Annotated in this window: 19 protein-coding genes; 12 read left to right on the forward strand and 7 right to left on the reverse strand. The window is 72.4% G+C overall.

All coding sequences use genetic code 11. From position 1 onward, the window contains the following. Nucleotides 1–238: 238 nt before the first annotated feature. Together N6H00_RS04115 and N6H00_RS04120 are read right to left on the reverse strand one after the other, a co-directional pair. Entirely contained in the window at nt 239–409 is a 171-nt protein-coding gene (locus N6H00_RS04115) for a hypothetical protein (protein WP_268970160.1), read from the reverse strand. A gap of 181 nt (nt 410–590) precedes the next feature. After that, nucleotides 591–2,102 carry an FAD-dependent monooxygenase gene (locus N6H00_RS04120; RefSeq protein WP_268970161.1) on the reverse strand — a complete coding sequence of 504 codons (1,512 nt, stop codon included), beginning with the start codon at nt 2,100–2,102 and terminating at the stop codon, nt 591–593. A gap of 107 nt (nt 2,103–2,209) precedes the next feature. On the opposite strand from N6H00_RS04120, the gene N6H00_RS04125 reads away from it, so the two are divergent. The 3 genes from N6H00_RS04125 to N6H00_RS04135 all read left to right on the forward strand — a co-directional run bounded on the left by N6H00_RS04125 (nt 2,210) and on the right by N6H00_RS04135 (nt 5,696). Then, the gene (locus N6H00_RS04125) at nt 2,210–2,806 is read left to right on the forward strand and encodes a TetR/AcrR family transcriptional regulator C-terminal domain-containing protein (protein WP_268970162.1); all 597 of its coding nucleotides are present in this window, start codon (nt 2,210–2,212) and stop codon (nt 2,804–2,806) included. Nucleotides 2,807–2,887: 81 nt separating this feature from the next. After that, entirely contained in the window at nt 2,888–4,447 is a 1,560-nt protein-coding gene (locus tag N6H00_RS04130) for a bifunctional phosphatase PAP2/diacylglycerol kinase family protein (RefSeq protein ID WP_268970163.1), read from the forward strand. Nucleotides 4,448–4,544: 97 nt separating this feature from the next. Further along, nucleotides 4,545–5,696 carry a DMT family transporter gene (locus tag N6H00_RS04135; RefSeq protein WP_268970164.1) on the forward strand — a complete coding sequence of 384 codons (1,152 nt, stop codon included), beginning with the start codon at nt 4,545–4,547 and terminating at the stop codon, nt 5,694–5,696. Between the two features lie 9 nt (nt 5,697–5,705). On the opposite strand, the gene N6H00_RS04140 is transcribed toward N6H00_RS04135, so the two are convergent. Beyond that, nucleotides 5,706–6,536, reverse strand: a complete 831-nt coding sequence (locus N6H00_RS04140; RefSeq protein ID WP_268970165.1) for a twin-arginine translocation signal domain-containing protein — start codon at nt 6,534–6,536, stop codon at nt 5,706–5,708. 167 nt (nt 6,537–6,703) lie between these two features. On the opposite strand from N6H00_RS04140, the gene N6H00_RS04145 reads away from it, so the two are divergent. Then, entirely contained in the window at nt 6,704–8,044 is a 1,341-nt protein-coding gene (locus N6H00_RS04145) for an MFS transporter (protein ID WP_268970166.1), read from the forward strand. 25 nt (nt 8,045–8,069) lie between these two features. Here N6H00_RS04145 and N6H00_RS04150 read toward each other — a convergent pair whose 3' ends face one another. Next, the gene (locus N6H00_RS04150) at nt 8,070–8,534 is read right to left on the reverse strand and encodes an ATP-binding protein (protein ID WP_268970167.1); all 465 of its coding nucleotides are present in this window, start codon (nt 8,532–8,534) and stop codon (nt 8,070–8,072) included. A gap of 225 nt (nt 8,535–8,759) precedes the next feature. Between N6H00_RS04150 and N6H00_RS04155 the strand changes: the two genes are divergently transcribed. Genes N6H00_RS04155 through N6H00_RS04165 form a run of 3 tightly spaced genes read left to right on the forward strand, consistent with a single transcriptional unit; the run spans nt 8,760 to nt 10,734 of the window. Then, a complete protein-coding gene (locus N6H00_RS04155) occupies nt 8,760–9,617 on the forward strand; it encodes a helix-turn-helix domain-containing protein (RefSeq protein WP_268970168.1) in 858 nt (285 codons plus the stop codon). Nucleotides 9,618–9,619: 2 nt separating this feature from the next. Then, nucleotides 9,620–9,919 (forward strand): DUF397 domain-containing protein, encoded by a 300-nt coding sequence (locus N6H00_RS04160; RefSeq protein ID WP_268970169.1) that lies wholly within the window; start codon nt 9,620–9,622, stop codon nt 9,917–9,919. Continuing rightward, nucleotides 9,916–10,734 carry an SAM-dependent methyltransferase gene (locus tag N6H00_RS04165; RefSeq protein ID WP_268970170.1) on the forward strand — a complete coding sequence of 273 codons (819 nt, stop codon included), beginning with the start codon at nt 9,916–9,918 and terminating at the stop codon, nt 10,732–10,734. Before N6H00_RS04160 ends, N6H00_RS04165 begins: the two co-directional genes overlap by 4 nt. 69 nt (nt 10,735–10,803) lie before the next feature. On the opposite strand, the gene N6H00_RS04170 is transcribed toward N6H00_RS04165, so the two are convergent. Both N6H00_RS04170 and N6H00_RS04175 read right to left on the reverse strand, forming a co-directional pair. Next, entirely contained in the window at nt 10,804–12,216 is a 1,413-nt protein-coding gene (locus N6H00_RS04170; protein WP_268970171.1) for a sensor histidine kinase, read from the reverse strand. Continuing rightward, nucleotides 12,216–12,920, reverse strand: a complete 705-nt coding sequence (locus tag N6H00_RS04175) for a response regulator transcription factor (protein WP_268970172.1) — start codon at nt 12,918–12,920, stop codon at nt 12,216–12,218. Before N6H00_RS04175 ends, N6H00_RS04170 begins: the two co-directional genes overlap by 1 nt. Before the next feature lie 177 nt (nt 12,921–13,097). Here N6H00_RS04175 and N6H00_RS04180 point away from each other — a divergent pair, with 177 nt between their 5' ends. Next, the gene (locus N6H00_RS04180; protein WP_268970173.1) at nt 13,098–14,363 is read left to right on the forward strand and encodes a glycosyltransferase family 4 protein; all 1,266 of its coding nucleotides are present in this window, start codon (nt 13,098–13,100) and stop codon (nt 14,361–14,363) included. Between the two features lie 46 nt (nt 14,364–14,409). Here N6H00_RS04180 and N6H00_RS04185 read toward each other — a convergent pair whose 3' ends face one another. Then, nucleotides 14,410–15,888, reverse strand: coding sequence for an SDR family NAD(P)-dependent oxidoreductase (locus tag N6H00_RS04185; protein WP_268970174.1), 1,479 nt, complete (start codon nt 15,886–15,888; stop codon nt 14,410–14,412). A 358-nt stretch (nt 15,889–16,246) separates the two neighbouring features. On the opposite strand from N6H00_RS04185, the gene N6H00_RS04190 reads away from it, so the two are divergent. The 4 genes from N6H00_RS04190 to N6H00_RS04205 all read left to right on the forward strand — a co-directional run bounded on the left by N6H00_RS04190 (nt 16,247) and on the right by N6H00_RS04205 (nt 22,315). Beyond that, nucleotides 16,247–17,605: a glutamine synthetase family protein gene (locus N6H00_RS04190; RefSeq protein ID WP_268970175.1), complete on the forward strand. Its 1,359-nt coding sequence runs from the start codon at nt 16,247–16,249 to the stop codon at nt 17,603–17,605. A 3-nt stretch (nt 17,606–17,608) separates the two neighbouring features. Further along, entirely contained in the window at nt 17,609–18,775 is a 1,167-nt protein-coding gene (locus tag N6H00_RS04195; RefSeq protein ID WP_268970176.1) for an amidohydrolase family protein, read from the forward strand. Nucleotides 18,776–19,008: 233 nt separating this feature from the next. Further along, nucleotides 19,009–19,800 carry an SDR family NAD(P)-dependent oxidoreductase gene (locus tag N6H00_RS04200; protein ID WP_268970177.1) on the forward strand — a complete coding sequence of 264 codons (792 nt, stop codon included), beginning with the start codon at nt 19,009–19,011 and terminating at the stop codon, nt 19,798–19,800. 124 nt (nt 19,801–19,924) lie between these two features. Continuing rightward, complete coding sequence (locus tag N6H00_RS04205) at nt 19,925–22,315, forward strand: GH92 family glycosyl hydrolase (protein ID WP_268970178.1); 2,391 nt, start codon at nt 19,925–19,927, stop codon at nt 22,313–22,315. Nucleotides 22,316–22,398: the final 83 nt, after the last annotated feature.

Below are 22,398 nucleotides of genomic sequence, written 5' to 3' on the forward strand. Positions count from 1 at the left end.
ACGGTTGGTTAAGGCGGACGACATCCCGAGATGCATCCTGTCATGTCCGGCGCGAGGCGACCAGCCCACTCCCGGATCGCGGGGGCGGACGACTTAACTACCAGTTGGTAGCCGAGCCGGGAGGGTGATCCATAAGGCGAGGGAGGCGACGGGCGGGCGGCCGGGATGTCCGCTTGCTGCCAGCGGCCGCGGCCGGAGAACCGGCGCCCTCCCCGCTCTCAGCGCTCGCGCCGGGCCATCAGTCCACGCTCTGGAGGATGTGCGGCTCGGCGAGGTCGTCCTCGTAGCCGGCCAGGCGAATCGGCGCGGAACGCGCCCACACTTCCAGACTGCCCACCTCCACGGCCCGCACGAACCGCCCGCTGTTATCCGCGTGCGCGTCGTCGCTCTGTGTTTGTTCGGGGGTCACCGCGCACTCCCTCGTGTCGGCTGAACCGGATCTGTCGTCAGGTTAACCAGCGCCTGAACGCTCCGCGCGTCGATTCTCAGGGAGTGGACAAGGCGTCGGTGACGGGGCCCCGTTCCCGGCCCGGTGGCCGCGCGCCGACCTCCGTGGTGAGCTGGTACGGACGAGACCCACCGAACTCGTCTCACTGGGTGGACAACGCGGCGGCCCAGGCGACATGGCCGTCGGGGCGCACCAGGACCGTCCGCCGGCCGGTCCAGCCGTCATGGGCGGTGGTGGGCCGTGCGGTCACCACCCGTATCCGGTCCGGGCCCCCGGCCGTCGCCTCGGCGGCGGCGCGGGCCTCGGCGGCGCCCGGACCACCGGCCGCTTCGCGCTCGGCGGCGTGCCCGGTGCCGCCGCCGGGGCCGTCGCCGCCGGGGTCGAGGTGCAGCAGGAGGAAACGCCCGTCGGCCAGCAGCGGGTGGAGGCTGGGCTCGGGCGCCCCGTCCAGTCCGAGGTCGGGCGCGCGGGTACCGGCCAACGCGTCGCTCTCCGCTGCCCGCCCGGTGGCCGGATAGGCCACGTCCAGCGCGGACAGCTCCCCCGCGAACTGCCGGTTCACCGCCGGGTGGGTGGCCAGCAGACGGGAGAACACCGACCGCAGGGCGCGCACGTCGGCCGTGTGCGTGGTGCCGAGCACGGTCTGGGCCTGGGTGTTCTCCAGCAGCGCGGCCCCCACGGGATGGCGTTCGGCGTGGTAGGTGTCCAGCAGTGCGGCGGGGGCGTGGCCCCGGCAGACCGCGGCCAGCTTCCACCCGAGGTTGAAGGCGTCCTGGAGCCCCACGTTCAGGCCCTGGCCGCCCATCGGCATGTGCATATGCGCGGCGTCCCCCGCGAGCAGGATGCGGCCGTCGCGGTAGCGGGCGGCCTGCCGGGCGGCATTGCCGAACCGGGACAGCCAGCGGGACACCCGCATCCCGAAGTCGGTGCCCGCCACCTGGCGCACATGGCCGCGCAGCTCCTCCAAGGTGAGCGGCCGGTCGGCGGGAACGGTGCGGGAGTCGCTGGTGGAGCCCGCGATGCGATGCCATCCGTCGGACATCCGGACGATCAGGATGCTCCCGTGCTCGTTGTCGATGGAGCGGGCCGAGGGCGGCGCGTCGAGCATCACGTCACCGAGGAAACCGGTCACGGTGGCCGAGGTGCCGGGGAAGTCGATACCGCCGGAGGTCCGTACGGTGCTTCCGGCCCCGTCGCAGCCCACCACCCATGCCGCGCGCAGGGTGTACCTCCCGTCGGGGCCCGCCACGTCGACCTCGGCGCCGTCGGCGTCCTGGCGCACCTCCAGCGCCCGGTGCTCCCAGCGGATCTCCCCGCCCAGCGCCCGCAGCCGCTCCTCCAGCAGCTGCTCGGTGCGGAGTTGCGGCAGGACCAGCGTGTACGGGAAGCGGGTGTCCAGTACGGAGAAGTCCAGCCAGACCGGCAGCGCGCCGTAGTGCCCGACGGGCACCGAGGTGCCCTCGCGGACGAACGGCTCGGCGAGACCGCGCATCGCCAGCACCTCCAGGGTGCGCGGATGCAGGGTCAGCGCCTTGGAGTGCGGGCTGCGCGCGGCGGCGCGCTCGATCACGGTGACCGCCACCCCCGCCAGCCGCAGTTCGGCGGCGAGCAGCAGTCCCACCGGCCCGGCCCCCACCACGACGACGTCGTTCACCACACCATCTCCTTGTCTCTTGATCCAGGATCAATAACTGCGGACCCAGTACACTTGATCCAGGATCAAGGCGCAAGGGTGAGGCACGAGCTGAGGGGAACGGCGGCATGGCCCTGGACCGCACGACCGTGGTGACGGCGGCACTGGAACTGCTCGACGAGGCGGGGCTGGACAAGCTCACGATGCGCAAGGTGGCCGAGCGGCTGGGCGTGCAGCTGAACACCGTGTACTGGCACGCCTCCAGCAAGCCCCGGCTGCTGGAGCTGATGGCCGACGCGATGCTCGAGGGATGCGCCGACGACCCACTCCCGGAGCCGTGGGACGAACGGGCGCGCACGCTCGCCCACCGCTACCGCGCCGCGCTGCTCGCCCGCCGCGACGGTGCGCGGGTCGTGACCGGTACGTATGTCGCCGAGGAGCACACCCTGCGCCTCGCGGACGCCCTGGCCGGCGCGTTCCTCAGCGGCGGCCACAGCCCCGCCGAGGCCGGCTGGCGGACCTGGTCGCTGGTCTACTTCACGCTCGGCCTGACCCAGGAGGAACAGGCCGCCGGTGACCTCGGCGGCCTGGCACAACTGCTGCGAGCGGCCGCCGACGAGCGCTACCCCTCCGTAGCCGCGGTCGCCCAGCACGTCGGCGACTTCGAGCACCGCTTCCGGCATGGCATCGGCCTGATCATCAGCGGACCGGAAACGACACCCTGACCCGCGGCGGGCCCCGGTCCGTCCGGGCCGGCCGGTGGCCGATGACGCGTGCCGAGGGGCGTTCCGGGATACCCATCACGCATGAGACGCATCAGTGACTTCGACCGCCGGCTGTTCGCGCGGGTCGCGGCGAGCCGGCTTCGCGGGGCCCATCCGCTGCTGCCCCGGCTCAGCCGGGCGGCCGACCACGGCCGGCTGTGGTTCGGCACGGCCGGAGTGCTCGCGACGGTCGGCGGGCGCACCGCGCGGCGGGCCGCCCTGCGCGGGATCGGTTCGCTGGCCGCCGCCTCACTCGTGTCGAACGTCGTGGTCAAGTGGACCGTGGAACGCCAGCGTCCGGTCCTGGACGCGGTGCCCCTGGTGCGCCGGCTGCGCCGGCAGCCGTGGACCAGCTCCTTTCCCTCCGGGCACTCGGCCTCCGCCGCCGCCTTCGCCACCGGGGTGGCCCTGGAGTCGTCGCGGTACGGCCTGCTGGTCGCCCCGCTCGCCGCCGCGGTCGCCGCCTCCCGGGTGTACGTGGGCGTCCACTACCCCAGCGATGTGCTGGCCGGTATCGCGCTCGGCGCCGGTGCCGCCGCGCTGACCTGCCGCTACTGGCCGCCGCGCCCCGAGGCCCCGGCGCAGGCCCGGCCGCGGATCTCGGCACCCGCCCTGCCCAAGGGCGAGGGGCTGGTGGTCCTGGTCAACCAGCGGGCCGGCGTGGCCACGGCCGCCGGCGGCTTCACGGTGGCCGAGCAGCTGCGGGTGCTGCTGCCCGCCGCGGAGATCCTGGAGTGCGGGCCCGACGACGACTTCATGGACCTGCTCGGGCAGGCCGCCCGGCGCGCCGCGGACCGGGCCGGGGCACTCGGCATCTGCGGCGGGGACGGCAGTGTCAACGCGGCGGCGACGGTCGCGGCCGAACGCGGACTGCCGCTCGCGGTGTTCCCCGGCGGCACCCTCGACCACTTCGCGCTGGACGTCGGCGTACCGGCCTTCGAGGACACCGCGCACGCCGTGACCGAGGGCGACGCCGTGGCCGTGGACCTGGGCCGCGCCACCCCGCTCGCCGGGGGCGGCGGGACCAGCCAGTTCGTCAACACCTTCAGCCTCGGCTTCTACCCGGAGCTGGTGCGGGCCCGGGAGAGCCTGGAGGGCCGGCTCGGCAAGTGGCCCGCGGCCGCCGTCGCGCTGGCCCGGGTGCTGCGCACCGCGAGCCCCATGGAGATCCAGGTCAACGGGCGGCAGCGGCGGCTGTGGATGCTGTTCGTCGGCAACGGCGTCTACTCCCCCGAGGGGTTCGCGCCCGCCTACCGTCAGCAGCTCGACGACGGGCTGCTCGATGTGCGGGCGATCGACGGGGAGGAGCGGCTGGCCCGCACCCGGCTGCTGATCTCGGCGCTCACCGGCACGCTCGGGCGGTCGCACGTCTACACGACGCGGCGCATGCGCCAACTGCGCCTGTCGGGCCTGGACGGCGTGGACAGCAGGGCGTACGACGGAGAGGTGGCCTCCGACCCCGCGCAGGAGCTGCTCATCGACACATGGCCGGGGGCGCTCACCGTCTACCGTCCCGCCGAGCCGCAGAACGAACTGCTCCAGCGGGCCCGTACGGCCGCCGCGAAGGCCCCCCATTGGTGGAGGGCCCTACTACGCAAGTAGTACTCGGAAGTCTGTGCTCAAGGACGACGACGGGGGGACCTCTCACCGTCGAGGATGAGGTCATGGATGACGACCGATCGGCCCAGGGGGCCGCGACGTGACCTCCCTCGCGCTGTCCGTGGTGCTGGCCCTGGCCTCGGCGGTCTGCTACGCCGCCGGAGCCATACTCCAGGAGCATGTCGCGGCAACGACGCCGCGCCTCACGTCCGCTCCGCTGCGGCGCGGGAGCTGGTGGACCGCGGTGACCCTCAACGGGGCCGGTGCGGTCCTCCATGTGATCGCCCTGGCCTACGGCCCGCTGAGCGTGGTGCAACCCCTAGGGGCCCTGACGATCGTCTTCGCCCTGCCGATGGCGGCGCTGTTCGTCCGCCGCCGGGTCGGCGCGTCCGGCTGGCGGGGCGCGCTGCTGGCCACCGTGGGGCTGGCCGGGCTGCTCTCGCTGACCGGCTCCGCGCAGGCCCAGGCGCTGACCGAGCGGGAGGGCGGCTGGCTGATCACGATCACGGTCGCCGTCATCGTGGGGCTGGCCGGGACGGCCCGGTTGCTGCGGTCGCCCGGTTTCCGCGCCGTGCTGCTGGCGGTGGCCGCGGGGACGGCCTTCGGCGTCTCGTCGGTGTGCACCAAGAACGTGGCCGTGGGGTGGACCTGGGACGCGTGGCAGGACGCCCTGCCCGGCCTGGTCATGATCGGGCTGCTGGCCTCCAGCGGGGTGCTGCTGTCCCAGGCGTCGTACCGGGGCGCCGGGCTGGCCTCACCGCTGGCGACCGCCACCGTGGTCAACCCCGTGGTCGCCACCGTCGTCGGCATCGCGGCGCTGGGCGAGCACTTCCGGTACGGCGCACCCGGCGCCCTGCTCGCCGTGCTCGCCGCCCTCGTCGCGAGCACCGGCCTGGTCATGCTGACGGTGCACAACGTCGAGGCGGAGGCCGAGGCCGCAACGGCCGCCGGGGACGCACCGGCCGCACCGGCCGGGGCCGTCGCCACGGCCGTCGAGGGACCGGACGCCCCCGGACACGGCGGGCCCGACGCGGCCGACGGCAATGGCGGGCCGGAGGGGGCCGCCGGGCCTGGCCCGCAGGAGGGGCCGGCCGGTCCCGCCGGGCCCTCCGAGCCCGGTCCGCCGCTCCGTCTGCCCCGCCCGATCCCCCGCCAGACCACCGGCGAGGACGACCCCGTCCCCCGGCTGCCCGACTGCGGCGAGGCCGTACTGCGGGCGCACGCCCAGGCGCCCCGCATCCTCACGCGATGAGCGGTGCTTTCAGGCGGTGCGGTTCCGGCCCACATAGACGTTCCGGGCCCGGTAATAGGTGTCACCGCTGGGGCCGGAGGAGCCCGAGGAACCCTCCATCTGGAGATTGATGATGAGCCAGAGCGGTTTCCCGACGAATCCGGCCCCACGGTGGACCGCTTTCCAGACCCCGTCGAGATAGTAGTGAATGTCCACATCGCTGCCGTTCACCTTGGTGATCCAGGCGCGATACGCATGCCAGTCGCCCGGTGCGGAAACTCCGACAATGGTGCTCGATACGTCCGATGAGGTGCGGAAGGTGTTGAACCAGTTGTTGGAGTTCCCCTTGAATTCCAGGATGTCGCTCTCCGGTGGCCAGCTGTTCACCCCGGTGAGCCAGAAGGCGGGCCAGGTCCCCGCGGCGCTGGGCGCCTGGAATTCGCCCTTCACCTCGTAGTCGGGGAACTGGTCGGTCACCACGATCTGGTTCTTGGCGTGCACCGCGCCGGAGTGATACCGGATCGGCAGATACGGGGAGGAGGAGCTGGTGCCCTCGTCCCAGGTGATCCGGGTCGCCTTCAGGGTGAGCACTCCGGAGGCGAGCGTGATGTGGTTGTGGTCGCCGGCGCTGCCGTACATCCGGGCGCTGCCGTTGTGGTCGGAGCCCCAGGGGTAGAGGTAGTTCCACTCCGATTCGAGGGCGCTGTAGCTGCCGAAGGATCCGTTGATCACGTCTTCCCAGGTCGCGGCCGGGGCGGCGGCCGCGGGGCGGGGCCATCCGGCCAGGGCGGCCGCACCGCCGAGGGCCGCCGCACCGCCGAGGAATCTCCTGCGTCCGTACGACTCGCTCCGTGCTGACATGCCGTTCACGGCTGCCTCCCGAAGTTCGAAACTTCGAACACAAGCCAACAGGAGTCATCACAATCCCAACGGGCTCGTACAACGTCAACCGCCGCCGTCGCACGTATTTTCCAACCGGCCCTCCACGGGGTAGGGGTGTGGAGATCACCCGCTCACTAGGAGACCCCGTGACCGACAGCGCTCCCCCAAGTCCAGCCCGCACCCCATGGCGAGCCGTGATCGGCGGCTCGATCGGCAATCTCGTCGAGTGGTTCGACTGGTTCGTGTACGCGAGCTTCGCCACCTACTTCGCCGGAGCCTTCTTCCCCAAGGGCAACGACACCGCACAGCTCCTCAACACCGCCGGGATCTTCGCGGTCGGCTTCTTCATGCGTCCCGTCGGCGGCTGGCTGCTGGGCCGGTTCGCCGACCGGCGCGGCCGCAAGGCGGCGCTCACCCTGACCGTCACGCTGATGTCGGCCAGCGCGCTGCTCATCGCCATCGCCCCGACCTATGACCAGGTCGGCTACTTCGGGGCGGCCGTGCTGCTGGTGGCGCGGCTGCTGCAGGGGCTGTCGGTCGGCGGTGAGTACGCGGCCAGCGCCACCTATCTCACCGAGGCGTCCCTGCCCGGCCGCCGCGGCTTCGTCTCCAGTTTCCAGTACGTGTCGATGACGATGGGTCAGCTGATCGGCCTCGGCCTCCAGATCGTGCTCCAGCACACCATGTCCGATGACGCGCTGCACTCCTACGGCTGGCGCATCCCGTTCATCTTCGGCGCCGTGGCCGCGGCCGTGGTCTTCTGGCTGCGGCGCAACCTGCTGGAGACCGATGTCTACACCGAGGAGGACACCCGTCAGGACAACGAGCGGGGGACGCTCGGCGAGCTGCTGCGCCACCGCAAGGAGGCGGCGCTGGTCATCGCGTTGACCATGGGCGGCACGGTGGCGTACTACACGTACACCACGTATCTCACCAAGTACCTGTCGAACACGGCCGGGATGAGCAAGTCCGACGCGTCGCTGGTCAGCTTCTGTGCCCTGTTCCTGTTCATGCTGTTGCAGCCGCTGGCCGGATCGCTCTCGGACCGGATCGGGCGCCGTCCGCTGCTGATCGCCTTCGGTATCGGCTCGATGCTCGGCACCGTCCCCATCATGACCGCACTGTCGCACGCCGACTCCTTCGTCGGGGCGCTGCTGCTCTCGCTGGCGGCGCTGGTCATCGTCACCGGCTACACCTCGATCAACGCCGTGGTGAAGGCCGAGCTGTTCCCCACCCATGTCCGGGCGCTCGGGGTCGCCCTGCCGTACGCGCTGGCGAACGCGCTGTTCGGCGGCACCGCGGAGTATGTGGCGCTGTGGTTCAAGAAGGGCGGTGCGGAGTCCGGGTTCTACTGGTACGTCTCGGCGTGTGCCGCCGTCTCGCTCATCGTCTACCTCACCATGCGGGAGACCCGCGACGCCGCTCTCACCCGGGGCCGGGCCGACGGCCCGGCCGCCTCGGGGAAGCAGCAGAAGACCGCGGTGTGACGCCGGGGCGGCGGGCGGGCGCCGGCTAGCCGACGGCCACGCTCATCTGGGCCCACACGACCCGTCCGCCGTTCACGCCCGGCCGATCCCCCCACGCGTCGACCAGGGCGCGGACCAGCGCGAGTCCGCGTCCGCTCTCATCCTCCAGACCGGCCACCCGCGGTGTGGGGACGGCCGGTCCGCCGCCTTGGTCGGCGACCTCGACATACAGCATCCGGCGCTCATGGGCGCGCAGCAGACAGAGGATCTGCTCGCTCCCGGTGTGCACCAGGGCGTTGGTGAACAGCTCGGACATCACCAGCTCGGCGGCGTCGCAGACATCCTCCCGGAACCCCCACTCCGGCACCCGCGACCGCACCCGGTGCCGGGCGACGGCGACCGAGGTCCCTCTGGCGGGCAGCTGGAACCTCTCTTGACGGAGGGCGGCGTCAACGCTCCCGGCGTCCAGGTGGTGGGCCATCGTCGAGCGTTGACGCAATGCCACGGCCATGTGCCTTCCGTCCGTCTACCTGTGGGGGCGTGAATGCCGTACGTGAATGCCGCAAGTACGCGACACAGCAGTCACGTTGGACTGGTCACACCTGTCACTATCGTTGCTGTAAGCATCAGTTGGCAAGGTGCGATCTGCAAAATGCAGAATAGCCAGAGCACTCTGTTCCCCTCACCTCGCACGTGGCACACTGACTCCTGAAAAGACCGTCCCAGGAGGTACGACGTGGGTGAAGCGCGATCTGCCCCGACCGTCGGGCAGATGGTCCTCGGCATGCGACTGCGGGACCTTCGCGAGAAAGCCGGCGTCAGCTACGACCAGGCTGCCAGGGCGCTGCACGTCAACCAGACCACGGTGCGCAGGATGGAGAAGGCCGAGGTCGGCCTGAAACTCCCCTACGTCGAGAAGCTGCTCCAGACCTACGGCGCCGAGCAGGAGGAGATCGATTCCTTCCTGGCACTCGCCGAGGAGGCCAACAGGCCCGGCTGGTGGCACCGGTTCCGCGATGTGCTGCCGGACTGGTTCAGCCTCTATGTGAGTCTCGAGGGCGCGGCGAGCCGCATCCGCGCCTATGAGCCGCACTTCATCCCCGGGCTGCTCCAGACCGAGGAGTACGCCCGCACCCTGCTCTCGATCGGCTTCCCCCACGGGTCCGACCGGGAGCTCGACCGCCGGGTGGCCCTGCGGATGGAGCGCCAGGAGTTGCTCAACCGCCCGGACGGGCCACACCTGTGGGTCGTGATGGACGAGACGGTGCTCCGCCTGTCCATCGGCGGCCCGGACGTGATGCGCGCCCAGATCGACCACCTCATCGAGGCCGCTCAAAGACCCAACGTCACCCTTCAGGTGGTGCCGTTCTCCGCCGGCCCGCACCCGGGCATGGGCGGCCCCTTCCAGCTCTTCCGGTTCCAGATCCCGGAACTGCCGGACATCGTCTACGCCGAGGGCCTGACCGGCGCCGGCTATCTCGACCAACGCTCCGATGTGGCCGCCTATCTGGAAGCCCTTGACCGCATGGGCACCCAGGCCACACCGGCGCGGCGCACGGAGAGCTATCTCCGTGGGATTCGCGAGGAGATCTGACTGTGGATCAGGTACATGTGTACAACGGCATGCCGGCCAAACATCTGGGGACCGAAGGCTGGGCGAAGCCGTGGAGCGGTCCCAATGGCGGTGCCTGCGTAGAGGTCTTGAGGCTGAGCGACGGGCGGGTCGCCCTGCGCCAGTCGACCGATCCCGACGGCCCTGCCCTGATCTACACCCACCATGAATTCGAGAAGTTCATCCAGGGCGCCAAGGCCGGCGCCGCGGATTTCCTTCTCTCACGTCCAGAACCAAACCTGACCACTTCGGCGGGTACCGCACCGGAACGGAGGGCCGCGTGACCGACTACGGACTCGCCCCTGGCCACATCGACACCACCAAGCCGCACCCGGCTCGGATGTACGACTTCTACCTCAACGGCAAGGACCACTACGAGGTCGACGCGGAGGCCGCCGGGAAGGTGCTGGAGGTCTATCCGACCGTCCGGCTCAACGCCACCGTCAACCGGGGCTTCATCCACCGCGCCACCCGCTGGCTGGCCCGGGAGGCGGGGATACGGCAGTTCCTCGACATAGGCACCGGCATCCCCACCGAGCCCAACCTCCACCAGGTCGCCCAGGAAGCCGCCCCGGACGCCCGGGTGGTCTACACCGACAACGACCCCATCGTGCTGGCCTACGCCCAGGCGCTGCTCACCGGCACCCCCGAGGGCCGTACGGCGTATGTGGAGGCGGATGTGCGCGACCCCCAGCGGATCATGAGCGCCGCCGAGCTGCATGAGACGCTGGACCTGGCCAAACCGGTGGCGATCTCCGTGAACGCGCTCTTCCACTTCATTCCGGAGGAGGACAAGCCGTACGAGATCATCCGTGAGCTGATGGCGCCCCTGGCCTCGGGCAGCTATCTGATGCTCACCCACTCCACCCATGACTTCTCGGAGGAGACCTGGCGGAACGTCGTCCAGGTCTACGCGGAGAGCGGGATCTCCTTCACCACCCGCTCCAAGAGCGAGGTCGGGGCCTTCTTCGACGGTCTGGAGCTGGTCGACCCGGGCGTGTCCGAGCCGCAGCACTGGAAGCCGGACGCCGGGGAGCGCCCGGAGGACATCCGCAGCGCGGACATCAACATGTGGGCCGGAGTGGCCCGGAAGCCCTGAGCCCCGGTCCGGCCGGCCGACCGGGGCACGATGGTCGGGGCATGACGGCCGGGACTTCGCGGCGCGGTGCTACGGCGCTTCCGCGCCGTCGCCGACCGTGAAGCCCAGTATCGCGCCCCCGCCCGCCCGCGACCGGGCGAAGACGGTGCCGCCGTGCGCGAGGGCGACCTCGCGCACGATGGCCAGGCCCAGTCCCGAACCGGGCAGGCTGCGCGCTCCGGGCGCGCGGTAGAAGCGGTCGAAGACGCGCTCGCGGTCCTCCTCGGCGATGCCCGGACCCCGGTCGCGGACCTCCACCCGGCGGCCGCTGATCACCACCTCGACGGGCTCGGTGCCGTCCTGGTCGAACTTGGCGGCGTTCTCCACCAGGTTGGAGATCGCCCGCTGGAGGGTGGCCGGGCGGCCGGTCAGCCGGGTGTCGCCCTCGGCCCGTACGGTGATCTCCCGGCCGGTGCGGCGCCGGGCGAGGGTCACGGCGGTGGTGGCCACCTCCGCCAGCGAGACCTCCGTACGGGGCTCGTCGTCCCGCTGTCCGGCCGCCAGCTCCACCAGCTCGTTGACAAGGTCGGTCAGCTCCCGGGTCTCCCCCGCCAGGTCGGCCAGCAGATCCTCGCGCGCGGGCCCCGGCAGCTCCTCGAAGCGGCGCAGCAGCGAGACGTTGGTGCGCAGCGAGGTCAGCGGGGTGCGCAGCTCATGCCCGGCGTCCTGGACCAGCCGGCGCTGGTCGTCCTTGGAGCGCGCGAGCTGTCCGAGCATGCCGTCGAAGGCCCGACCGAGGCGGCCCACCTCGTCGTCCCCGGCGACCGGCACCGTCACCTCCATCCGGCCCGTGGCGGCCACGCTCTCGGCGACCCGGGTCAGCCGCACCAGCCGCCGGGTGATCCGCCCGGCCAGCCACCAGCCGGCCAGTCCGGCGGCCAGGATGACGGCGACCACGAACAGCGCGGTGCGCTTCTGGAGCTCCCGCAGCAGATCCTCGGTGTCGCTGAGCTGCTGGGCCACCTGGACCGCTCCGGTGCCGTCGCCCACGGCCACCGTGGCCATCCGGTACTGCTCCCCGCCGATGCCGGTCTCGCGCCGCACCAGGGTGCCCGCCGTCCGGGAGGCGGCGATCGTACGGTCCTGGTCGGCCACCGGCAGCGGGGGCTTGCCCGCGTCGTAGACCGTGCCCCGGCCGTTGATCACCTGGACGTCCATCCGGCTGATCCGGCGCAGATCGTCCCTGAGGTCGTACGGGACGGGCACGGCGGACTCGGAGGGGTACTGCCGCAGGACCACCTTGTCGCCGCGGACCTGGCTGCGCAGATCGTGGACGACATCGTCGAACGCCGACTGCTGGTCCACCCGCACCAGCCCGGCCGCCGCGTCATAGCTGAGACCGCCGACCAGGAGCGTGACCACGGAGGCCACCGCCGCGAAGGAGAGCGCGAAGGTGGTCCGCAGACTGGGCCGCCCACGGCGGAGCGGCCAGAGCCGCGCCATCACTCCTCCCGCAGGGTGTAGCCGACCCCGCGCACCGTGTGGATCAGCGGGGTGCGTCCCTCCGGATCGACCTTGCGGCGCAGATACCCGATGTAGACGGCGAGGTTCTTCGAGCCCGGTCCGAAGTCGTAGCCCCAGATGCGGGCGTAGATGGTGGTGTGGTCCAGCACGATGCCCGCGTTGCGCGCCAGCAGCTCCAGCAGGTCGAACTCGGTACGGGTCAGCTCCAGCTCCGTATCGCCGCGCCAGACCCGCCGCGCCCAGGGGTCCAGGCGCAGATCCGCGACCTCCAGCACCCCGTCGACGGCGGCGTCCTCCGGCGCGGTCTCCGGGGCGGGGGCGGCGCGGCGCAGCAGCGCGCGCAGCCGGGCGAAGACCTCCTCGACCTCGAAGGGCTTGGCCACGTAGTCGTCCGCGCCGGCGTCCAGGCCCTCGATCCGGTCGGCGGTCTCGACCCGCGCGGTGAGCATGAGGATGGGGGTGCGGTCGCCCTCGGCGCGCAGCACCCGGCACACCTGGAGTCCGTCCACGCCCGGCATCATCACATCCAGGACGATCACGTCCGGGCGCTCTCGGTGGATGGCCGCCAGCGTCGCTATGCCGTCGGGCACGGCGGTGACGCGGTACCCCTCCAGGGTCAGGGCGCGTTCCAGGGCCTGGCGGATGGCACGGTCGTCCTCGGCGAGCAGCACGGTGTTGGTCACACCATTGAGTCTGCCAAGGTCACAGCGGTGCCCGCGCCGGGCGGGGGTGCCGGGCGGGGCTTCTTACCCCGCTCTCACCTTCTTCACGCGACGGGCTTACCGGGCCCGGTCAAGGTGTCCGCCAGGTTCCGTGGGGAACTCGCCCCGGGGATGCAACCGGCCGGAGAAGAACACCGCATGAAGATCGCTTTGTTGCTGCACAACGCCTACGGGATCGGCGGAACGATCCGGACCACGATGAACCTGGCGGCGGCGCTCGCCGACCGCCATGACGTGGAGATCGTCTCGATGATGCGCCATCGCCAGACGCCGCGTTTCGCCCTCGACCCCCGGGTGCGGCTGGTCCCCCTGGTGGACACGCGCCCGGACGGCGAGGACGCGAAGGACCCGCTGTTCTCCCAGGCCAGCCAGGATTTCCCGGCCGCCGAGAAGCGGCACCACCAGTACAGCCGACTGATCGACACACGGGTGGCGGCGTATCTGCGCGACTGCCCGGCCGATGTGATCATCGGCACCCGGCCGGGGGTGAACGTCTACATATCCCGCTTCGCGCCGCGCCACGCGCTGCGCATCGCCCAGGAGCATCTGCGGCATGACGCGCACAGCAAGAAGCTGCGGGCGGAGCTGGCCTCGCACTACCGCGCGCTGGACGCCGTCGTCACCACGACCGAGGCGGACGCCGCGGTCTACCGCGCGAAGATGCCGATGCCGGGGGTGCGGACGCTGGCGATACCCAACAGCGTCCCCGAACCGGCCGTCGCCCCCTCCGAGGGCACCGCGCCGGTGATCGCGGCGGCCGGGCGGCTGGTCCCCGGCAAGCGCTTCGACCTGCTGATCGACGCCTTCGCCACGGTCGCGGAGAAGTACCCGGACTGGCGGCTGCGGATCTACGGCGGGGGCGCGGAGAAGGAACGGCTCGCGGAGCGGATCGAGCGGCTGGGCCTGACCGGGAGCGCGGAGCTGATGGGGTCCCGCTCGCCCATCGAGGCGGAGTTCGCGAAGGCGTCGCTGGTCGCGGTCGCCTCGGACGCCGAGTCGTTCGGGATGACGATCGTGGAGGCCATGCGCTGCGGGGTGCCGGTGGTGAGCACCGACTGCCCGCTCGGCCCCGGCGAGATCATCCAGGACGGGGTCACCGGACGGCTCGTCCCCACCGGTGACGAGCAGGCGCTGGCGAGCGCCCTGATGGACCTGATCGCCGACGCCCCGGGGCGGCGGGCGATGGGCGCGGCCGCCCTGGAGCGCTCCCGGGCCTACGACCCGGCGCCGATCGCCGAGCGCTACGACCGGCTCTTCACGGAACTGGAGGCGAGCCGGTTCGCCCGCTCCTGGGAGCGCGGCCGGGCCACCACCCGCACCCGCTTGGGGCGCCTGGCCCGTCGCCTCGGCGTCTCCCCGGGCCGTCGCCGGGCCCCGGCGGCGCGCAAGGAGGCGAGCGCATGACCGCTGGAGCCGCGGCGCCGAGCGGCGCCCGGCGCTGCCGGGGCGGCTACCAGGACGTCGGGGCGTAGTCCTTCAGGAAGCAGCCGAAGAGGTCCTCGCCGCGCTCGCCCCGCACGATCGGGTCGTAGACCCGCGCCGCGCCGTCCACCAGGTCGAGGGGGGCGTGGAAGCCCTCGGCCGCCAGCCGCATCTTGTCCGGGTGCGGGCGCTCGTCGGTGATCCATCCGGTGTCGACGCTCGTCATCAGGATGGCGTCGGTCTCGAACATCTCCCGTGCGCTGGTGCGGGTCAGCATGTTCAGCGCGGCCTTGGCCATATTGGTGTGCGGATGGCCCGCGCCCTTGTAGCCGCGGCCGAACTTGCCCTCCATCGCGGATACGTTCACCACGTACTTGCGCCGGGCGGGCGAGGCGGCCATCGCCGGGCGCAGCCGGCTGACCAGGATGAACGGCGCCGTCTCATTGCACAGCTGCACCTCGAGCAGCTCCACCGGGTCCACCTCGTCGACCCGCTGCACCCAGGTGTTGGTCGGGTCCAGGTCCGGCACCAGCCCGCCCGCGTCGATCGCGGTCCCGGCCTCGATCCGGGCCGGTGAGGCGGAGCCGCGGGTGAGGGCGAGGGCGGTGAGGTCCTGCGGGGTGAGCGCGCCGTCCCGTGGAGTGCGCGGCGCCGGCAGGGCCGCCTGGGCGCCGCTGCCGAAGGCGCCCAGGACCAGGGACTCGGGAAGCTCCCCGGCCGGGAGCGGCGCCGACTCGCCCGCTATCAGCTCCGCGTACGCCTGGGGCGTGCGGCGGACGGTCTGGGCGGCGTTGTTGATCAGGATGTCCAGCGGACCGGCGGCGCTCACCGTGTCGGTCAGCGCGATGACCTGGGCGGGGTCACGCAGATCGATGCCGACGACCTTGAGCCGGTGCAGCCACTCGCCGCTGTCCGGCATGGCCTTGAAGCGGCGGATGGCATCGTTGGGGAACCGGGTGGTGACGGTGGTGTGGGCGCCGTCGCGCAGCAGCCGCAGCGCGATATACATGCCGATCTTCGCGCGGCCGCCGGTGAGCAGCGCACGACGGCCGGTGAGATCGGTCCGCGCGTCGCGGCGGGCCCGGTTCTCGGCGGCGCAGTCACGGCACAGCTGGTGGTAGAAGGCATCGACCTCGACATACCGGGCCTTGCAGACATAGCAGGAGCGGGGGCGCCGCAGGATGCCCGCGATGTCCGTGGAGACGGAGCTGGTGAGCGCGCGGCCCAGCGTCTCGTCGTCGATCCGGTCGGCGGCGCCGGTGGCGGTGGCCTCGGTCACGGCCTTGTCATGGGCGGTCTTCGCGGCCCGCCGCTCCTGGCGCCTGCGCTGCTTCACACTGCGGTAGATCCCGGAGGTGGCCCGGCGGACCGCGATCGCGTCCGGATGGTCGATCGGCAGCCGGTCGAGTTCCGCGAGGACGCTCAGACAGGTCGCCAGCCGCTCCGGGTCGATGCCCGGCTCCTCGGCCGCCGCCCGCTCGGCCCGGCCCTCGTCAGTCACCGTCATCGCCGCTGCCGCTTTCTGGTTCGCCTGATCCCCTGGTTAACGGCGAAACTTTACGGAAGCCGGGGCACATGCGCCAAACCGCGGCCCACCTCCCCCTCCGGACCCGCCGCCGCCCGGATCGTCCCGTGGGACACCACTCCGCGCCTCGGAGGCCGGCACCGCCGCCGGATTGGCCGAAACCGCTCCCCTGAGGAGCGGACCGGTCCCGCCGGCCCCCTCGACGTCCCGGCCGACGGCGTCAACCTCCGACCGGCATAAGCCACCGTCACACCCCGTATGCGGGCGGGACGAACGCGTCACCACAAGAGGGTTCTCAGGCAATAGTCTCGGCGTACAGGCCGTGGCTGAGGAGGCACCCATGGAGACCGGCGAGCGCGAGCAGGCATACGCACGGGCACGGCAGGAGGCCGAGCGGCTCACCGCGAACGGAATCCAGGGCGTCGCGCTGACCTGGGTGGACAACGCGGGTCTGACCCGGGTGAAGTCCGTGCCCGCCGCGCGGCTGCCGCAGGCCGCGCGGCGCGGGGTCGGGATGTCCCCCGTCTTCGACGTCTATCTGGTGGACGACTCCATGACCACCAGCCGCCATGTCGGCGGCCCCGACGGCGATCTGCGGCTTTTCCCCGACCTGGACCGGCTCACCCCGCTGGCCGCCCAGCCCGGCTGGGCGTGGGCCCCGGTCGACCGGTACGACCAGCGGGGCCGGGCGCACCCCGTCTGCCAGCGGCTGTTCGCCCGGCGGATGGCCGAGCGGGCGCGGGAGCGGGGGCTGACCGTCCGCATGGGGTTCGAGACGGAGTGGGCCGTCACCTCGGGCGATCCGGACCAGGACCCCCCGCGCTACCCCACCGCGGGTCCCGCGTACGGCATGGCCCGGATGACCGGCCTCTCCGACTACCTCGCCGAGCTGGTCGGCGCGCTGGAGGCACAGCGCGTCGAGGTGTACCAGCTGCATCCGGAGTACTCGCCGGGACAGTTCGAGGTGTCCCTGGCGCCCGCCGATCCGGTCGGCGCCGCCGATCTGGCCGTGCTGGTGCGGGAGACGGTCCGGGCGTGCTCCGGGCGCGCCGGGCTCAACCCGGTGTTCGGGCCCGTGGTGGAGGCGGGCGGGGTGGGCAACGGCGCCCATCTCCATCTGAGCCTGTGGCAGGGGGACCGCAATCTGTGCCGGGACGGCGACGGGCCGCACGGTATGACCGCGACCGCCGAGGCGTTCCTCGCCGGGGTGCTGCGCGCGCTGCCCGCCCTGCTCGCCATCGGCGCCCCCTCCCCCGCGAGCTATCTGCGGCTCGAACCGTCCCGCTGGGCCGGCGCGTACCAGTGCTGGGGCCTGGAGAACCGGGAGGCCGCGGTGCGCTTCATCACCGGCGCCCCGGACGACCCGGGGGCGGCCAACGCCGAGATCAAGTGCTTCGACCCGGCGGCCAACCCCTATCTGGTGGTGGGCGCGGTCATCGCCGCGGGCCTCGGCGGGCTGGACTCCGGGCTCACCCTGCCCCCGCCGGTCTCCGGCGACCCGGCGGTCGAGGGCCGCGAGCGGCGGCTGCCCACCTCGCTGCTGACGGCGCTGGAGCACTTCGAGGACGCGACGGTGCTGCGCGAGGCGCTGGGCGATCCGCTCTTCGAGTCCATCGCCGCGGTGCGCCGGGCGGAGGCCGCCCTGTTCGAGAAGTCGTCCCCCAGCGAGATCGCGGTCGCGACGCGGAGGCGGTACTGACCCATGGAGGCCGCCGAGACGGATCCGACCGAGCCGCCGCTGCCGCCCCTGGTGGACCACCACTGCCACGGGGTGGTCCGCTCCGAACTGGGCCCGGCGGCGTTCGAGGCGTTCCTGACCGAATCCGACGCGCCCGCGGCGCTCGGCACCACGTTCTTCGACAGCCAGCTGGGGTTCGCGGTGCGCCGCTGGTGCCCGCCGCTGCTGGATCTCGAACCGCACTGCTCGCCCGCCCGCTACCTCGCCCGGCGGCGTGAGCTGGGCGCGCCGGAGGTGACCCGACGGCTGCTGGGCGCCGCCGGGATCACCGAGTTCCTGGTGGACACCGGGCTGCCGGGCGATCTGACCACCCCTCGGGAACTGGCCGTCGCGGCCGGCGGCACCGCCCATGAGATCGTCCGGCTGGAGCAGCTGGCGGAGCGGATCGCCGACACCTCGCCGACCGCCGACGACTTCCTGGCCGGGGTGACGGACGGGATACGGGAGGCGGCCCGTACGGCGGCCGGTTTCAAGTCGGTGGCCGCCTACCGCTACGGACTGGACTTCGAGCCCGATCCGCCGGACCCCGGCGCCGTGCACGCCGCCGCCGGCCGCTGGCTCGGCCGGCGCGGGCAGGACGGCACCGCCGCCGCCCGGGTCACCGACCCCGTGCTGCTGCGCCATCTGCTGTGGTCGGCGGCGTACACCGGGCTGCCGCTGCAACTGCACACCGGATTCGGCGACCCCGATCTGCGGCTGGACCGCTGCGATCCGCTCGCCCTCACCGACTTCGTCCGCGCCGTGCGCCCCACGGGCTGCACGCTGATCCTGCTGCACGGCTATCCGTACCACCGCGGCGCCGCCTATCTGGCCGCCGTCTTCCCGCATGTCTACGCCGATGTGGGGCTGACCCTGTCGCACACCGGGGCGCGGGCCGGGGCGGTGCTGGCCGAGATGCTGGAGCTGGCCCCCTTCGGCAAGGTGCTCTTCTCGACCGACGCCTATGGGCTGCCCGAACTGTACGTGGTGGGGGCGCGGCTCTTCCGGGAGGCGCTGACCGGGCTGTTGACCCACTGGGTCGCGGAGGGCGCCTGGTCACGCCGGGACGCCCGCCGCGTGGCGGCGCTGCTGGGCGCGGACAACGCCCGCCGCGTCTACGGCCTCAGCACTCCGGCTCCCCGCGGCGGCTAGGCGTGCTGTCCGGGGTCGTTGGTGCCGGGCGGCCTCGCGGCGGACGGCTGCGCGCAGCCCGTCCGCGCCCGGAGGCGGCGGCCCGCGCGCCCAGCGGCGGGCGGCGGGAGGGCCGGGCGACAGGCCGCCGCGGGCCGTCGCGCGCGGACGAAAGGCGGGGTGCGTGCCCGGCGCGGAGCGCATCCGCAGTACCGTGCCCGGCACGTACTCGACCGTGAACCGGAGGAAATCGCATGCGGATCGGCGGCACGACCGTCCTGCTCACCGGGGCCACCGGCGGCATCGGGCAGACACTGGCCCGCGCGCTCGCGGCCAAGGGCGCCAGGCTGCTGCTCACCGGGCGCCGCGAGGAGGTGCTGCGACCGCTGGCCGAGCGGCTGGGCGGCCGGGCGATCGTCGCCGATCTGGCCGAACGGTCCGATCTGGAGCGCCTCGTCGAGGAGGCGGCCGAGGCCCGGATCCTCATCGCCAACGCCGCTCTGCCCTCCAGCGGCCCGGTCCTGGAGTACCGGTCGGAGGAGCTGGACCGCGCCCTGGACGTCAATCTGCGCGCGCCGATGCTGCTGTCCCGGCTGATGGCGCCGCGCATGGTGGAGTCGGGGTCCGGCCACCTGGTGATGATCGGCTCGCTGTCCGGCCGTACCGCCTCCCCCGGCGCCGCGCTCTACAACGCGGCCAAGTTCGGGCTGCGCGGGTTCGCCCTCGGGCTGCGGCAGGACCTGCACGGCACGGGGGTGGGGGTCTCGCTGGTACAGCCCGGATTCGTGGGCGACGCCGGGATGTTCGCCGAAGCGGGCGTGTCCACCCCCGCCGGGGTCCGTACGATCTCCAGCCGGCGGGTGGCGGCCGCGACCGTCCGGGCGATCGAGCGGAACCGGGCCGAGGTGAACGTGGCCCCGCTGGAGCTGCGCCTGGGCAGCGCCCTCGGCGGGCTGTTCCCGAGCCTGGCCGAGCGGGCCCAGCGCGGTGCGGGCGCCGCCACGACGTCCCGCCGGCTCGCCGACGGACAGCGCGACAAGCGATAGCGCCGTGGCCGTGCGCGGGCGGTGCCGGAAAACCGTCCGCGCAGGGGCCATTGACACCACCCTGCCCCCGTGCCAAAGTTTCGCGACCTTGGTCAGACAACGTTGTCAAACGGAGGTGCGTCCCATGCGGTCGCTGATCGGTGGAATCCGTGCGCGCACAGCGGGCACGGTCGCGGGCGTGATGACGGCGGCGCTGCTGGGCGGCGGTCTGCTGGGACCGCCAGGGGCGGCGGCCGCCCCTCCGGCCGACCCCACCTCGCTGGTCCATCCGTTCGTGGGCACCGAGAACTTCGGCAACACCTTCCCCGGGGCGAGCGCCCCGTTCGGCATGGTCCAGGTCAGCCCGGACACCGGCGGTCAGGGCGGTTACGACTACGACCAGGACGCCATCCACGGCTTCAGCCAGACCCATCTGTCCGGCGTCGGCTGCGGGGTGGCGGGTGAGCTGCCCATCATGCCGACGACCGGCGCGGTCACCGACGTCGACCCGGACCACTACCGCTCCACCTACAGCCACGACGACGAGGAGGCCACCCCGGGCTACTACCGGGTGGGCCTGAAGACCTACGGCATCGACGCCGAGCTGACCGCGACCCAGCGCACCGGCTGGCAGCGCTACACCTTCCCGGCCACCGGCGCGGCCAATGTGCTGTTCAGCACCGGCAAGGCCAACCAGAAGGTGTTCGACTCGGAGATCCGCGTGGTCGGTGACCGGACCGTCGAGGGCCGGGTGCGGGCCGGCAACTTCTGCGCCGGGAAGGACCAGCACACCGTCTACTTCACCGCCACCTTCGACCGCCCCTTCGCCTCCTACGGCACCTGGCGCGGCACCACCCCCGCCCCCGGCTCCCGCGAGGCGGCCGGAGAGGGCGGCAACGGCGCCTGGGCCACCTTCGACACCACCCAGGACCGGGATGTCGTGGTCAAGGTCGGGCTGTCGTACACCGGGCCGGAGGGCGCCCGTAAGAACCTCGCGGCGGAGACCGGGGACTCCTACGACTTCGACGCCACCCGCGCCGCGCTGCACGACACCTGGCGGGAGAAGCTCGACGCGATACGGATCGGCGGCGGCACCCAGGAGCGGCGCAGCGCCTTCTACACCGCGCTGTACCACGCCCAGCTGCACCCCAATGTGGCGGGCGACGTGGACGGCCGCTACACCGGTTTCGACGGCGCGACGCACACCGCCTCGGGCTACACGCCGTACCAGAACTTCTCGCTGTGGGACACCTACCGGCCGCAGAACCAGCTGCTGGAGCTGCTGGAACCGGGGGTGGCCCGCGATGTCGCGCTGTCCGTCGTCGGCATCGGCCGGGACGGCGGCTGGCTGCCGCGCTGGGCGCTGGCCAACAGCGAGACCAACATCATGACGGGCGACCCGGTGACCCCGTTCCTGGTCGAGGCGTGGTCCAAGGGCCTGCTGGCCGGGCACGAGGAGGAGGCGTACGCGCTGCTGAGGAAGAACGCGACCAGCACCCCGCCCGCCGATTCGCCCTACAACGGCCGCTCCGGCATGGACTACTACCGCGAGCTGGGCTACGTCCCCTCGGGGCTGGAGCTCGGCACCGACTGCGCCCACAAGGGCGGTGACAACGACTGCGTCCACCCCGCGTCGGCCACCTTGGAGTACTCCGCCGCGGACGCCGCGCTCGCCCTGATGGCCCGGGGGCTCGGACACCGCGCCGACGCCCGGATGTTCGCCGAGCGCGGCCAGACGTACCGCACGCTGTGGGACCCGTCGATCGGGCAGTTCCGGCCGCGCACGGCCGACGGCGCGTGGGTGACCCCGTACGACCCGGTGGCGGCGGGCCGGCAGTTCCACGAGGGCGGCGCCTACCAGTACCAGTGGCTGGTGCCGCAGGACCCGGCCGGTCTGGTGGAGCTGATGGGCGGCAGGCGCGCGACCGAGCGGCGGCTGGACGACTTCTTCGTCTACGACAAGCTGCTCACCGACCCGTCGGGCACCGCCCGCCAGGACTGGATCTCGGCCCCCTACGACTACTACGGCAAGCCCACCTACAACCCCAACAACGAACCCGATCTGCACGCGCCGTACATGTATCTGTGGGCGGGCGCGCCCGCGAAGGCGGCCACCGCGGTGCGGGCGGCGATGACCCTGTTCACCACCGGGCCGGACGGGATGACCGGCAATGACGACCTCGGCACGATGTCGGCCTGGTACGTCTTCTCCTCGCTGGGCCTGTACCCGACGATGAGCGGTGGCAACTTCCTCGCCGTGTCCAGCCCGCAGTTCGCCTCGGCGGTGGTCCGCGTCGGGCACTACGGCACCCGGCAGGGCGGCACGCTGACGGTCACCGCTCCGGGCGCGAGCGACGCCAAGCGCTATGTGCGGAGCGTCTCGCTGAACGGCCGGAACGTGGCGCGCACCTGGCTGGACTGGGACCAGGTCGCGCACGGCGGGAAACTGGCCCACCGGCTGTCCACCGAGCCGTCGGCCTGGGGCACCGGCCGGGGCGCGGAGCCGCCGTCGGTGGGGGCCATCCGCAAGGGCTGATACCGGCCGGTTGTGGTGTAGGTTCTAGGGCCCGCCCGGACATTCGGGCCATGGGGGGTGTGTTCGAGCGAGGGAGCGGGTCC

This window comes from Streptomyces sp. S465 (assembly GCF_026898115.1).
GTDB lineage: Bacteria > Actinomycetota > Actinomycetes > Streptomycetales > Streptomycetaceae > Streptomyces > Streptomyces luomodiensis.

What these genes read in the sequence shown, in the direction of transcription:
- N6H00_RS04125 (WP_268970162.1), top strand. Translation starts at nt 2,210, where the DNA reads ATGGCCCTGGACCGCACGACCGTGGTGACGGCGGCACTGGAACTGCTC.
- N6H00_RS04130 (WP_268970163.1), top strand. Translation starts at nt 2,888, where the DNA reads ATGAGACGCATCAGTGACTTCGACCGCCGGCTGTTCGCGCGGGTCGCG.
- N6H00_RS04140 (WP_268970165.1), bottom strand. Translation starts at nt 6,536, where the DNA reads ATGTCAGCACGGAGCGAGTCGTACGGACGCAGGAGATTCCTCGGCGGT.
- N6H00_RS04150 (WP_268970167.1), bottom strand. Translation starts at nt 8,534, where the DNA reads ATGGCCGTGGCATTGCGTCAACGCTCGACGATGGCCCACCACCTGGAC.
- N6H00_RS04170 (WP_268970171.1), bottom strand. Translation starts at nt 12,216, where the DNA reads ATGGCGCGGCTCTGGCCGCTCCGCCGTGGGCGGCCCAGTCTGCGGACC.
- N6H00_RS04180 (WP_268970173.1), top strand. Translation starts at nt 13,098, where the DNA reads ATGAAGATCGCTTTGTTGCTGCACAACGCCTACGGGATCGGCGGAACG.
- N6H00_RS04185 (WP_268970174.1), bottom strand. Translation starts at nt 15,888, where the DNA reads ATGACGGTGACTGACGAGGGCCGGGCCGAGCGGGCGGCGGCCGAGGAG.
- N6H00_RS04190 (WP_268970175.1), top strand. Translation starts at nt 16,247, where the DNA reads ATGGAGACCGGCGAGCGCGAGCAGGCATACGCACGGGCACGGCAGGAG.
- N6H00_RS04195 (WP_268970176.1), top strand. Translation starts at nt 17,609, where the DNA reads ATGGAGGCCGCCGAGACGGATCCGACCGAGCCGCCGCTGCCGCCCCTG.
- N6H00_RS04200 (WP_268970177.1), top strand. Translation starts at nt 19,009, where the DNA reads ATGCGGATCGGCGGCACGACCGTCCTGCTCACCGGGGCCACCGGCGGC.
- N6H00_RS04205 (WP_268970178.1), top strand. Translation starts at nt 19,925, where the DNA reads ATGCGGTCGCTGATCGGTGGAATCCGTGCGCGCACAGCGGGCACGGTC.